Annotated in this window: 9 protein-coding genes and 1 tRNA gene; 5 read left to right on the top strand and 5 right to left on the bottom strand. The window is 73.2% G+C overall.

The genetic code is table 11. The features are described 5' to 3' along the window. On the top strand, nucleotides 1-2,753 hold a 2,753-nt coding region (gene dnaE / locus N866_RS05145; protein WP_034223522.1), incomplete at its 5' end, for a DNA polymerase III subunit alpha. Between the two features lie 5 nt (nucleotides 2,754-2,758). Here dnaE and N866_RS05140 read toward each other — a convergent pair. Then, the gene (locus tag N866_RS05140) at nucleotides 2,759-4,066 is read right to left on the bottom strand and encodes an AI-2E family transporter (RefSeq protein ID WP_081802343.1); all 1,308 of its coding nucleotides are present in this window, start codon (nucleotides 4,064-4,066) and stop codon (nucleotides 2,759-2,761) included. 135 nt (nucleotides 4,067-4,201) lie between these two features. Between N866_RS05140 and N866_RS05135 the strand changes: the two genes are divergently transcribed. Then, a tRNA-Leu gene (locus N866_RS05135) sits at nucleotides 4,202-4,284 on the top strand. Between the two features lie 203 nt (nucleotides 4,285-4,487). Here N866_RS05135 and N866_RS05130 read toward each other — a convergent pair. The 3 genes from N866_RS05130 to N866_RS05120 all read right to left on the bottom strand — a co-directional run bounded on the left by N866_RS05130 (nucleotide 4,488) and on the right by N866_RS05120 (nucleotide 8,914). Then, nucleotides 4,488-5,465, bottom strand: coding sequence for a bile acid:sodium symporter family protein (locus N866_RS05130; protein ID WP_216699378.1), 978 nt, complete (start codon nucleotides 5,463-5,465; stop codon nucleotides 4,488-4,490). Further along, the gene (locus N866_RS05125) at nucleotides 5,462-7,210 is read right to left on the bottom strand and encodes an AMP-binding protein (RefSeq protein ID WP_052022413.1); all 1,749 of its coding nucleotides are present in this window, start codon (nucleotides 7,208-7,210) and stop codon (nucleotides 5,462-5,464) included. Before N866_RS05125 ends, N866_RS05130 begins: the two co-directional genes overlap by 4 nt. 132 nt (nucleotides 7,211-7,342) lie before the next feature. Beyond that, nucleotides 7,343-8,914 carry an SDR family NAD(P)-dependent oxidoreductase gene (locus N866_RS05120; protein ID WP_081802342.1) on the bottom strand — a complete coding sequence of 524 codons (1,572 nt, stop codon included), beginning with the start codon at nucleotides 8,912-8,914 and terminating at the stop codon, nucleotides 7,343-7,345. A gap of 140 nt (nucleotides 8,915-9,054) precedes the next feature. Between N866_RS05120 and N866_RS05115 the strand changes: the two genes are divergently transcribed. The 3 genes from N866_RS05115 (at nucleotide 9,055) to N866_RS05105 (ending at nucleotide 12,363) form a co-directional block, all read left to right on the top strand. Further along, nucleotides 9,055-10,659, top strand: coding sequence for an amidohydrolase (locus N866_RS05115; RefSeq protein WP_245612361.1), 1,605 nt, complete (start codon nucleotides 9,055-9,057; stop codon nucleotides 10,657-10,659). Between the two features lie 241 nt (nucleotides 10,660-10,900). Next, entirely contained in the window at nucleotides 10,901-11,665 is a 765-nt protein-coding gene (locus N866_RS05110; protein WP_034223520.1) for a CHRD domain-containing protein, read from the top strand. Next, the gene (locus N866_RS05105) at nucleotides 11,665-12,363 is read left to right on the top strand and encodes a class F sortase (protein WP_034223517.1); all 699 of its coding nucleotides are present in this window, start codon (nucleotides 11,665-11,667) and stop codon (nucleotides 12,361-12,363) included. Before N866_RS05110 ends, N866_RS05105 begins: the two co-directional genes overlap by 1 nt. Before the next feature lie 32 nt (nucleotides 12,364-12,395). Here the strand turns inward: N866_RS05105 and N866_RS05100 are convergent, their stop codons facing one another. Beyond that, the gene (locus N866_RS05100; RefSeq protein WP_052022411.1) at nucleotides 12,396-13,313 is read right to left on the bottom strand and encodes a mechanosensitive ion channel family protein; all 918 of its coding nucleotides are present in this window, start codon (nucleotides 13,311-13,313) and stop codon (nucleotides 12,396-12,398) included.

Below are 13,313 nucleotides of genomic sequence, written 5' to 3'. Positions count from 1 at the left end.
CCCGGGCCAGCCTCGACGACGTCGACGGCTGGCTGCCCGCCGGCGGGCGGCACCTGCGCTCACCGGCGGAGATGGCCCGCCGTCACCGCCGGCACCCGCAGGCCGTCGCGACCGCCGCGGCGCTCGCGGACGAGTGCGTCTTCGACCTCGCGCTGGTGGCCCCGAGCCTGCCGCCTTACCCGGTGCCGGCCGGGCACGACGAGGCCAGCTGGCTGCGGGAGCTGGTGCGTCGCGGCGCCCTGGACCGCTACGGCCCTCCCGGGGCGGAACGGGTCACCGGGGCCTGGGCGCAGGTCGAGCACGAGCTCGACGTCATCGAGACGCTCGGCTTCCCCGGCTACTTCCTCATCGTCCACGACCTCGTCGACTTCTGCCGGCGCCGGGGGATCCTGTGCCAGGGTCGCGGCTCGGCCGCGAACTCCGCCGTCTGCTACGCGCTGGGGGTGACCGCGGTCGACGCGGTCCGGCACGGGCTGCTGTTCGAGCGGTTCCTCGCGCCCGAGCGGGACGGGCCCCCGGACATCGACGTGGACATCGAGTCGATGCGCCGCGAGGAGGTGATCCAGTACGTCTACGAGCGGTTCGGGCGGACGCACGCGGCGCAGGTCGCCAACGTCATCTCCTACCGGCCGCGCTCGGCGGTGCGGGACGCGGCACGTGCCCTGGGGCACGACGTCGGCCAGCAGGACGCGTGGAGCAAGAGCATCGAGCGCTGGGGCACCCTCAAGGGACCGGAGCCGAGCAGCAGCTGGCACCACCTGCAGAAGGCGGCCACGGTCGGCCCGGGCGGGGTGCCCGCGACCGGCCGGGCCGCCGCAGCGCCCGGGGCGCTGGGTCCGCCCGTTGGGAGCGTCTCCCCGGGGAGCCCCGCGCCGGGGGGCTCGGGCGGCAGGGTCGGCGGCGGCTCGGTCTGGGGCAGCTCGGACTCGCACGACGTCGTCCCGAGGCACCTGCCGCAGGCGGCGTCGGACCTCGCGGAGATCCCCGCGCCGGTCATCGACCTCGCCGACCGGTTCCTGCGCCTGCCGCGTCACCTCGGCATCCACTCCGGCGGGATGGTCCTGTGCGACCGTCCCGTCATCGAGGTGTGCCCGGTCGAGTGGGCGCGCATGCCGGGCCGCACCGTGCTGCAGTGGGACAAGGACGACTGCGCGGACGCCGGCCTGGTGAAGTTCGACCTGCTGGGCCTGGGGATGCTGTCGGCGCTGCGGATCGGCTTCGAGCTCGTCGCCGCGCACGAGGGTGTCGAGCTCGGCCTGCACTCCCTGCCGCAGGAGGACCCGGCGGTCTACGACCTGCTGTGCGCGGCGGACACGGTGGGCGTCTTCCAGGTCGAGTCCCGGGCCCAGATGGCGACCCTGCCCCGCCTGCAGCCCCGGTGCTTCTACGACATCGTCGTCGAGGTCGCGCTCATCCGGCCCGGCCCCATCCAGGGTGGCTCGGTCCACCCGTACATCAACCGGGTGCGGGGCCGGGAGCCCGTGACGTTCCTGCACCCGCTGCTGGAGAGGTCGCTCGGCAAGACCCAGGGGGTGCCGCTGTTCCAGGAGCAGCTCATGCAGATGTCCATCGACGTCGCGGGCTTCACCGGCGCCGAGGCGGACCAGCTGCGGCGCGCCATGGGGTCCAAGCGGTCGACCGAGCGCATGGCAGCCCTGCGCGACCGGCTCCTGACCGGCATGACCGAGCGGGGCATCGCCCCGGACGTGCAGGAGAAGATCTACGACAAGCTCAAGGCCTTCGCGGACTTCGGCTTCCCCGAGTCCCACGCCTTCTCCTTCGCCTACCTCGTGTACGCGAGCTCGTGGCTCAAGGTGCACCACCCGTCGGCGTTCTACGCGGGGCTGCTCGCCGCGCAGCCCATGGGCTTCTACTCCCCGCAGTCCCTCGTCGCCGACGCGCGGCACCACGGGGTCACGGTGCTGCGCCCGGACGTGCAGCGCTCGCCGGTGCAGGCAGGCCTGGAACGGCTCCCCGACGACGACGCCGGGGGCCGGCCCGGGGTCCAAGCGCCATCCCCGCCGTGCACCCCGCCCGAGCCGGACCTCGGTCTCGCGGTCCGGCTGGGTCTGGCGTCGGTGCGGGGGGTGGGGGAGGACCTGGCGGCCACGCTGGTGCAGGAGCGCGTCGACCACGGTCCGTTCGCCGGGCTGCGGGACCTCGTCCGGCGGGTCCGCCTGAGCACCGCCCACCTCGAGGCGCTCGCCACCGCCGGTGCCCTCGAGGGGCTCGGTGTGACACGGCGAGAGGGCCTGTGGGCCGCGGGGGCGCTCGCGCAGGAGGGCCCGGACACCCTGCCGGGCGTCAGCGTCGGGGTCGAGGCGCCGACGCTCCCGGGCATGAGCCCGGTGGAGGAGGCCATGTCCGACGTGTGGGCGACCGGCATCTCCCCGGAGTCGTACCCCACCCAGTACGTCCGCGAGGGCCTCGACGCCGCCGGGGTCCTGCGGGTCGCGGACGTCATGCGGCACGAGGCGGGGCGCCGCATCGCCGCGGCCGGCGTGGTGACGCACCGCCAGCGGCCGGGGACGGCCCAGGGCGTGACGTTCCTGTCCCTGGAGGACGAGACGGGGCTGCTCAACGTCATCTGCTCGGCGGGGCTCTGGCGGCGGTTCCGGAGCGTCGCCAGGGGGTCCGCGGCGCTCGTCGTCCGGGGGACGGTCGAACGCTCCGACGGCGCGACGAACCTCGTCGCCGAGCACCTCGCCCCCCTGTCGCTCAAGGTGCCGGCCAGCTCCCGCGACTTCCGCTGAGGGCGTCAGCCGCGGGAACGCTCCCCGTCCCGACCGTCCCGCCGGTCGACTGTGACCGGCACGCCGCCCCCGCCGTCGTCCGCCGTGTCGTCGTCGTCCCCCTCGTCGTCGTCCTCGAGGTGGTCGAAGTCCGTCGGGGGGTCGGGGTGGCGCAGCCGCGAGAAGACGGCCCAGGCAACGGCCACGAGCGGGACCGCGATGACCGCACCAAGGATCCCCGCGACGATCGTCCCGGCGGTCACCGACAGCGCCACCGCCACGGGGTGCAGCGACACCTGCTTGCCCATCACCAGCGGCGTGAGGACGTGGCCCTCGAACTGTCCGATGAGCGCGATCCCGACACCCACCAGGACGGCGTTGAGGATCCCGTTCGTCGCCAGGGCGACGATCATCGCCACCACCATCGCCAGCGGTGCACCGATGAGCGGGATGAAGGCGCCGACGAAGACCAGGACGGCCAGCGGGGCGGCGAGGGGCACGCCCAGCAGCAGCAGGATGATCAGCGCGAGCAGGCCGTCGGCGGCCGCCACGATCACCGTGCCCCGGGTGTAGCCGGAGAAGGTGTACCAGGCGACGTCGCCGCCGGTCAGCCAGGTCTCGCGGACCCGCAGCGGCAGCTGGTTGAGGAACCAGTGCCACATCTCCTCGCCGCGGGTGAGGAAGAAGACGGTGCAGAAGGTGGCGAGGGCGAGCGCGGAGAAGACCAGTCCGACGGAGCCCGCGCCGGTCCACACGCGCCCGGCGACCTCCGAGCTGTTCTCCTCCAGCCACTGCTGCCCCGTCACCAGCCACTGCTGCACGTCCTCCGGCGTGACGCGCAGGTGCAGCGGGCTGTCCTCCAGGAACTCGAAGATGGTGGCGATGCCGTCGTTGAACTGGTCGGCGAGGTTCTGCCACTGGCCGGCGACGGAGAGGCCGACGTAGGTGAAGACGCCGGCGACCGCGAGCAGCGAGAGGATCAGCGAGATCGCCGTGGCGAGGCCGCGCGGCATGAGCCGGCTGAGCACCTTGACCAGCGGCCGCAGGACCGCGGTGAAGACGAGCGCCACGAAGACGGCGATGAAGACGAAGAGGACCTTGGACGTCGCCCAGAACACCAGGGCCACCGCGGCCACGACGACGAGCGTCCGCCAGGACCAGCCGGCCGCCACACGCAGCCAGTGCGGGGCGGTCTCCTCGAAGCCGACGACGCTCGGGTTGCGGCGCACCCCCGCCACCTTCTTCGCGGCCGGACCCGCGCTGTTCAGGTGCTTGACCGAGGCCCTCGGGCGCTCGACGGCATCGGCCGACGCCGTCACGTCGTGCTCGGTCATGACACCTCCCGGTGAGGACGTGCGAGCCCGCCTCACGGCCAGTCTGCCGCAGGGGAAAGATGCGGGGCGGGCCGAAACTCCGTGCTATGTTTGGCGCCGCCTCGCGGGCCCGAGAGGGTCCGGCGAAGGTCACCTGTCCGGGTGGCGGAATGGCAGACGCGCTAGCTTGAGGTGCTAGTGCCCGTAAGGGCGTGGGGGTTCAAGTCCCCCTCCGGACACTCGTTGAGACAGCGAGCCGGAAGGCCGCGAACCGCACTGCGGGTCGCGGCCTTCCGTGCGTCCGGCGACGGCCGGCTGTGCCGCGGATCCGTGCGGAGGAGCATCGGCACGAGCAACCCCGTGCGGGCCGGGGAGCCCGGCCCGCACGAGGAACCCGGCGGGTACAGGGACCCGACCAGCACGAGGAACCCCGACGGGTTCCTCAGAGGAGGCTGGGGATCTTCTGCTCCTCGGCGACGTTGGCGCGGCGGAAGCGGAACGTCACCGCGGTCGAGATGAGCACGATGAAGACCGAGTAGAGCGCCGGCACCAGCAGGAGCGTCCCGAGGTCCGGGCTGTCCGGGAAGCTCAGCAGGATGATCGCGATGGCGAGCGGCCCGTTCTGGATACCGGTCTCCAGCGCCACGGTCCGGGCGTTCGCCGGGTGCAGACGGATCGCCTTGGAGATGAGGTAGGCGATGGTGATGCCCAGCAGGCCGAGCAGCACCGAGACCGCGTAGACCTGCCACGGGGTGATGGCGAGCAGCCGCCAGTTCCGGGGGACCCACGTCACGAGCAGGAACACGATGAAGAAGACGCCGACCAGCCCACCCATCAGCTCCAGCACCGCGCCGACGTTCGCGCTGTAGCGGCGGATGAGCATGCCGATGACCACGGGGACGAGAAGCACCACCAGCGTCACGACGATGTTCTCGATCGGGATCTGGAGCTCCGAGTCCGCAGGCAGGAAGCGGTTGCCGTACAGCACGAGCGCCAGCGGCGTCATCACCAGCGCCCACAGCGTCGAGTTGGTGGTCATCATGACGCTGAGCGCCAGGTTGCCCTTCGAGAAGTACGTGAAGACGTTCGACGTGGTGCCCGCCGGCACCGCGCCCATGAGCAGCGCACCGATCGCCACCGGTACCGCGTACTCCGTGGGCAGCGGCAGGACGAACACGAGGACCAGGACGAAGGCCAGGAACGGCATGATGCCGAACTGCGTCAGCCACCCGATGAGCAGCCCCTGCGGACGGCGGAGCGCCGAGGCGAAGTCGCGCGGTGTGAGGCCGGCGCCCAGGCCGAACATGATGACGAAGACCAGGGCGACGAGCAGGACCTGCTCGAACTCGGTGACGACCTGGTGGTCCGCCGGCGGGCCCGTGATGCCCAGCACGACCCCGAGCGGGGCGGCGGCGGTCACGACTGCTCCGCTTCCAGGACGGTCTCCGGTGCCGGGCGGGGCGCGGCCGTCAGCGGCTCGTCGCGCAGCTCCCGGCGCAGGATCTTGCCGATGTTGCTCATGGGCAGCTCGTCCCGGAACTCCACGCTCCGCGGCACCTTGTACGCGGCGAGGTGCTCGCGGCAGTGGGCCAGCACCTCGGACTCACCGGGGTGGGGGTCCTCGGCGACGACGTACGCCCGGACGGACTCGCCGGTCCTCTCGTCGGGCGCGCCGACCACCGCGGCCTCGCGGATCCCCGGCATCGCCGTCAGGCAGGCCTCCACCTCGGTGGGGAACACGTTGAACCCGCTGACGATGATCAGGTCCTTCTTGCGGTCGACGATGCGGAAGAACCCGTCGAAGTCCATCTTCGCGACGTCGCCGGTGTGCAGCCAGCCGTCCTTGAGGGTCGCCGCGGTCTCCTCCGGGCGCTGCCAGTAGCCCAGCATCACCTGCGGACCACGGGCGACGAGCTCGCCCGACTGCTCCGGCTCCAGGGGGGTGCCGTCCTCGGCGACGCACCGCACCTCGGTCGAGGGCACCGGGATGCCGATCATCCCGTCCCTGATGTGCCCACCGAGCGGGTTGAAGGTCAGGACCGGCGAGGACTCGGTCAGCCCGTACCCCTCGACGATGGGGGTGCCGGTGACGGCACGCCACCGTTCGGCGACCGGGACGTGCAGCGCCATGCCGCCGGCCGCGGACGCGCGCAGCGAGCGCGGGGGGTGCTCCACGAACCAGCGCTCGTTGAGCAGCGCGTTGAACAGCGTGTTGACGCCGGTCAGCCAGGTGATGGGGTAGTTCTCGAAGGCCCGCTTGAGGTTGCTCGGGGGCCGCGGCGACGGGATCAGGACGTTGCGCCCGCCCATGGTGTGGAAACCGAGCAGGTTCACCGTGAACGCGAAGATGTGGTAGAGCGGCAGGGCGGTCAGGACCGTCTCCTTGCCGGGCCGGACGTGCCCCCCCAGCATCTCGAGCATCTGCAGCGTGTTGGCCACCAGGTTGCCGTGCGACAGCATGGCGCCCTTCGACACCCCGGTGGTCCCCCCGGTGTACTGCAGCGCCGCGACCGTGCCCAGCTCCACGTCCGCCAGGTAGGCGTCGAGGTCCGCCGCGCCGTGCCGCTCCCGCCCCTGGGCGAGCGCCGCCCGCAGCGGGACGTGGTCTACGGTGATCCGCGGGATCGACCGCTGCCAGAGCTTCTGGGTGGCCCGGATGATGCCGGCGACGACAGGCGGGAAGAACGCCGAGATCGGGACCGTGACGACGGTCTCCACGGACGTCCGTGGCAGCACCTCGGGGAGGCGGTCGGCGAACATGTCGCAGATGAACAGCGCCCGGGCGCCCGAGTCCGCGAACTGGTGGGTCATCTCCGTGCGGGTGTACATCGGGTTGGTGTTGACGAGCACGCAGCCGGCCTTGAGGACGCCGAAGGCGATGACCGGGTAGCTGAGGCAGTTGGGCATCTGCACCGCGACGCGGTCGCCCACCCGGAGGCCGACGACCTCGCGGAGGTAGACGGCGATCTCGTCGCTCAGCCGGTCGACCTCGCGGTAGCGCAGGGAGCCGTTCATCCCGTTGGGCATCACCTGGGTGAAGGCGATCGCGTCGCCGTACTCGCCCGCCGACCGCCGCAGCAGCTCGGGCAGGTGACGCTCGGCGACCTCTCCGATGTCGGGCCTGGTGTCGTCCGGGTAGCTCGCCACCCAGGGGAACTCGGTCATCCGGCCGCATCCTCACGTGGGCGGGGCACTCCGTCGGCCCGTCTGGCCGGGAGTATGCCATGACCCTGGGACCAAGGTCCCGGGTGCCCGGGCGAAGATCACCCGTCCTGATGGCGGCCCCTGAGGGACCGGCTACCAGGCGGCCTTGACGTAGTCCTTGAGGAAGCACCCGTAGAGGTCCTCGCCCGCCTCGCCGCGCACGATGGGGTCGTACACCCGCGCAGCGCCGTCGACGAGGTCCAGCGGGGCGTGGAAGCCCTCCTCCGCGAGCCGGACCTTGGTGAAGTGGGGCCGCTCGTCGGTGATCCAGCCGGTGTCGACCGCCGTCATGAGGATGCCGTCGGTCGCCATCTCCGCGGCGCTCGTGCGCGTGAGCATGTTGAGGGCGGCCTTGCTCATGTTGGTGTGCGGGTGGCCGGGACCCTTGTACCCGCGGGAGAACACGCCCTCCATGGCCGACACGTTGACCACGTAGGTCCGCCGGGCGGGGGACGCCTTGAGCGCCGGGCGCAGCCGGCTGATGAGGATGAACGGGGCGGTCTGGTTGCACAGCTGCACCTCGAGCAGCTCCATGGGGTCCACCTGCTCGACCGTGGCCACCCAGCTGTTCGTCCGCTCCTCGTCCGGCACGAGCCCGCCGGCGTCGATGGCGGTGCCGGCCACGAGCCGCTCGAGCGCCGCGGCGTCGGCGGTCAGCGCCTGCCGCGCGAGCTCCTCGGCGGCGGCGGCCCCGGCCGCCCGCTCGATGGCGAGCGCGGGGCTGGTGAGGGCGGTGACCGAGCCGGCGAGCGCCCGCGGGTGCGCGTCGCTCGTGTGCCCGTACGTCGTCACCAGGGGCTCCAGCGCCGGGGCGAGGGGCGACAGCTCGGCCTCGACGAGCCGGGAGTACGCCCGCGGTGACCGGCGCACGGTCTGGGCCGCGTTGTTGATGAGGACGTCCAGCGGGCCGGCCGCCGCGACGTCGTCGGCGAGGGCGACGACCTGGGACGGGTCCCGCAGGTCGATGCCCACGATCTTCAGACGGTGCAGCCAGTCCCCGGCGTCGTCCATCGCGGCGAACCGCCGCGCGGCGTCCTTCGGGAAGCGGGTCGTGATCGTCAGGTGCGCCCCGTCCCGCAGCAGGCGCAGCGCGATGTACATCCCGATCTTCGCCCGGCCACCGGTGAGCAGGGCGCGGCGCCCGGTCAGGTCCGTCCGGGCGTCGCGCTTCGCGTGGTTGAGCGCCGCGCACGCCGGGCAGAGCTGGTGGTAGAACGCGTCCACGGTCGTGTACGCCTGCTTGCAGACGTAGCAGGGGCGGGCCTTGAGCAGCTCGCCGGCGGTCGCGCCGGTCACGCCGGAGACCAGCGGGATGCCGCGCGTCTCGTCGTCGATGCGCCCCCGGCTCCCCGTGGCCGTCGCCTCGATGACCGCGCGGTCCGCGGCGTCGACGGCCTGCCTCTTCGTCGTCCGGCGGTGCTTCTTCGCCGCCTTGAACAGCCCCGACGCCGCGCGCCGCGCCGCCGTGTGGTCCGGGTGGTCCTGCGGCAGGACGGCGACCTGGTCGACCACGCGCAGGAAGGTCGCCAGGTCGGCGGGGTCGATCCCCGGCGCGACGGCGGGCACGGGTCCGGCCGGTGCCGCGGCGTCCGGAGCCGACGCGTCCGACGGCGGGCCGTCCGTCGCGGGGGCCTCGGCGGCGGGGGGAGAGGTGGGCGCGTTCATGCGGAGCCTGCCTGCGGGGGAGGGAGCGCCCACGGACCGCGGGCCGGGTCACTCTACGCGAGGGCGTTCCGCGCGAGGGCGTCGCGGTGTACCGTCCCCGGACGATCATGCGGCGTGCCGGACACCGGAGGTGGGGACTCGTGGCGCTGCGCCGGACAGGCTTCGTCGGCGGGACCGTCTGGACCGGCCGCGGTGAGCCGGACGCCGACGTCGTCGTCGTGGAGGGTCCGCTGGTCCTGGCGGTGGGGCACGCGGCCCACGCGCTCCTGCCGACCTGCGACGACGTCGTCGACCTCGCCGGCGGGTTCCTCATGCCGGCCTTCGGCGACGGGCACGCCCACCCGATGTTCGCGGGGCTGGAGGAGCAGGGCCCGGTGCTGGCCGGCCTGACCACGGTCGAGGCGGTGGTGGCGAGCGTCGGCAGGTGGGCACAGGCGCACCCGGAGGCGACGTGGGTCCTGGGTGCTGGGTACGACCCGGCGATCAGCCGGGACGGGGAGTTCGACGCGCGGTGGCTGGACCGGGCGGTCGCGGACCGGCCGGTCGCGCTCCGGGCGTCCGACTACCACACGGTGTGGTGCAACAGCGCTGCCCTGCGGGCGGCCGGCATCGACGCGACGACGCCCGACCCGCGGCTCGGACAGGTCGTCCGGCGTCCGGACGGCAGCCCGCTGGGCACGTTGCGGGAGTGGCACGCCGTCGACCTCGTGCTGGCCCACGCGCCGGCCTGGTCCGTCGCGGACCAGGTGGCGGCGCTGCGCCGGGCGGGAGAGCGGCTGGCGGGGGTCGGCATCACGTGGGTGCAGGACGCCTGGGTCGACCCGCCGATGGTCGACGGCTACCTGGCGGCCGCCCGGGCCGGTGCGCTCCGGGTGCGGACGAACCTGGCACTGCGCGCCGACCCGGACCGCTGGCGCGACCAGCTGCCCTGGTTCGAGTCCGTGCGGGCCGACGTCACCGCGCTCGACCACCCGCTCCTGACGGCGGGCACGGTCAAGATCTTCGCCGACGGCGTCGTGGAGGCCGGAACCGCCGCGATGCTCGAGCCCTACGTGGGCACCACCGACCGGGGCATGGCCGTGTGGGCCGCCGACGAGCTGGCGGCGGCCGCCGTCGCCCTCGACGCCCTCGGCCTGCAGCTGCACGTCCACGCGATCGGGGACGCGGCCGTGCGGCACGCCCTCGACGCGGTCGAGGCCTGCCGCCGCGTCAACGGCGCTCGCGACCGGCGCCCCGTGCTCACGCACGTGCAGGTCGTCCATCCGGACGACCTGCGGCGCTTCGCCGAGCTGGACGTCATCGCCAACGTCGAGCTCCTGTGGGCGCAGTCGGACCCGTCGCAGACGGTGCTCACGCGCCCGCGGCTCGGCCCGCGCCGCAGCGCGCAGCAGTACCCGTACGCCTCGCTCGTGCGCGCCGGCGTCCACGTGTCCGCCGGGTCCGACTGGCCGGTGACCCCGCACGACCCGCTCGAGGCGATCCGCGTCGCCGTGACGCGCCGCACGGCCGAGGGGACCGACGACACCTGGCTGCCGCAGGAGTGCCTCGACGTCGAGGAGGCGCTGCACGCCTACACCGCCGAGGTGGCCCACCAGGCCTTCGCGGACGACCGCCGCGGCCGGGTGCGCGTGGGCGCCGTCGCCGACCTCGTCCGCCTCGACGCCGACCCGCGGCACGTGGAACCCATGGCGATCGGTGGCATCACCGTCCGCGGTACCTGGCTCGCCGGTACCCGCGTGGCGTGACCCCTCGGGGAGCCCAAGCCGGCCTCCGGCCTCGTCAAACACCGTTTCAAATCGCGGTCAAGCCCCGTGGACCTGATAGTGACGAGGTGCTTCTTTCGGGGTGAACTCCTACAAAGCCACCTGCTGTGGCGGATGTCATCGACATCCGGACCCATCCGTCCGCCGCCGGGCTCCGAACGACAGACGTCAGGAAGTTCCCCTGGGATGGGTGGCCTCGTGGTCGCCGGTTATGGAGTTTCACATGCGTTCTCGCCTCAAGATCGTCACTATCGCCTTCGGCGCTGCTGTCGTCCTTCCTCTCGGTGCCGGGTCGGCGTTCGCCGCCGACGCCGACACCACCGCCCAGCTCGCCCCCGTCGCGCTCAACGGCGTCGAGGGCAGCGGCACCGCGATGGTCTCGGTGGAGGGCACCATGCTCACCGTCACCATGGCGGCCAGCGGCCTCCTGCCCGACGCCCCGCACGCTGCGCACATCCACTTCGGCGCCGAGGCCCGCAACGAGTGCCCGACCGCGGCCGACGACGCCTCCGGCGACGGCACGCTGACCACCCCCGAGGGCGCTCCCGCCTACGGCGGCATCGTCGTCTCCCTGACCAAGAGCGGTGACACCAGCCCGGACAGCGGCCTGGCCGTCGACCGGTTCGACACCGCACCGGGCGGGGAGATCAGCTACGAGCGCGGCAGCATCGAGGTCGCGCCCGAGATCGCCGACGCCATCGCGTCCGGCAAGGCGGCCGTGGTCATCCACGGTGTCGACCACAACGACAGCGGCGCCTACGACGGCGACGTCATGTCCGAGCTCGACCCGGCCCTCCCCACCGAGGCGACCGACCCCGCCCTGTGCGGCGTGCTGATGGCCGCTCCGGCCGGTGGCGTGGCGACCGGCGCCGGTGGCGCCGCCTCCGCCGGCACCGACCAGGGCCTCCTGATGGCCGGTGGCGCGCTGCTCGTCGCCGCTGCGGGTGCCGGTGCCTTCGCCGCCCGTCGCGCGACCGCCAAGGTCTGATGTCCACGACCTCACGGCTCGACGGCCGCCACCGCGTCCTCGCGGTGGCGGCCCTCGGGCTGGCCCTCCTCGGGGTCGTGGCCCTGGTGCTCGCCTTCCGCGGGCAGCCGGGTCCCCCCCAGCCGGACGCGGCCGTCACCGCCGGTGAGGCGGTCGCGCCCCAGGACGCCACCGTCCCCGGGCCGGCGCAGCCCCAGCCGGCCGTCCCGGCCGCCGAGCCGGCCGTCGACTTCGGGCCGGTCATGGCCGGCTCCACGCCGGTGGGCCTGGAGATCCCCGCCATCGGGCTCGACACGGACGTGCTCGTGCCGCTGACGGTGGGCGCCGACGGCGTGCTCCCGGCGCCGGTCGACTACGCGACCGCCGGGTGGCACACCCGCGGGCCCATGCCGGGTCAGCTGGGTCCCGCCGTGATCGCCGGACACGTGGACGGACCCGACGGCGAGGGGATCTTCTACCGCCTCGGCGAGCTGGTCGCCGGCGACGTCGTGACCGTCACCCGCGAGGACGGCACCGTGGCGACGTTCACCGTGGACTCCGTCGGCCGGTACCCCAAGGCGGAGTTCCCCACCTCGCTGGTCTACGGCAACACCACCAGCCGCGCGGAGATCCGCCTCATCACCTGCGGCGGTGCCTTCGACCGGACCACCGGGCACTACGTCGACAACATCGTCGTCTTCGGTCACCTGACCGCGTGACCGCCGTCGGGGCGCGGGGCTCCGCGCGGCCCTCAGCTCTCCTCGGGGGCCCCGTGTGAGGAGCGTTCCGCGGCGGCGTCCAGCGCGGCGGTGAGCTCCGGGGACGGCTGGACCATCCGGATCTCGGGCGGCATCTGCACGCCGGCGTCGCTCAGCGCCGAGGTGATCGACTCGATGACGCGGTCCCGGGTCTCGAGGGTCTCGAGCTGGCGGGCCCCGGACCAGAACCGCACGTCGAAGTTGATCGTGGAGGGTGCCAGCTCGCTCAGCAGGCACTGCGGTGCGGGTTCCTCGACGACGCCCGGCACGGCCGCGACCGCGTCCAGGACGACGGCCCGTGCCGCGGCGAGGTCGGTCGCGTAGTCCACGCCGACGACCACCGTGGTGCGGATGTGCGAGTAGCCGGTCTGCACGGTCAGCACCTCGCCGTGGACGGTGCTGTTGGGCACGAGCACCCGCCGACCGTCGAAGGTGCGCACCACCGTCTCGCGCAGGTTGACCTCCTCGACCGTGCCGCGCACGTCCGCAACGGCGATCTGGTCTCCCGCGCGGAACGGCTCCCGGACGAGGATCAGCAGCCCGGCGAAGAGGTTCGCCAGCACGTTCTGGAACGCGATCCCGATCGCGACCGAGACGATCCCCAGCCCGCCGAGGACGTCGACCGGCTGGACGCTCGGGAGGGCGACGGTGAGCCCGACGCCGATGGCGAGCAGGGCGAACCCGTACTGGACGAGCGTGGAGAAGACGCGGGCGTACGACGCGGTGTGCCGGCGCGCCCAGACCCACCGCGTGACCACCCGCAGGATCTTCGCGACGACCAGTCCCGCGACGATCACCGCTGCGCCGAGTGCCAGCTGCTGCGGCTCGATCGGCGGGAGGTTCAGGTCCGCCTCCAGTCCGCCCTCCGCCTCGGTGAGCAGGTGCGGTCGCAGGGCGAGGAAGGCGCGCAT

This window comes from Actinotalea ferrariae CF5-4 (assembly GCF_000603945.1).
Taxonomy (GTDB): Bacteria; Actinomycetota; Actinomycetes; order Actinomycetales; family Cellulomonadaceae; genus Actinotalea; species Actinotalea ferrariae.
This window is presented reverse-complemented; position numbering and strand designations above follow the sequence as displayed.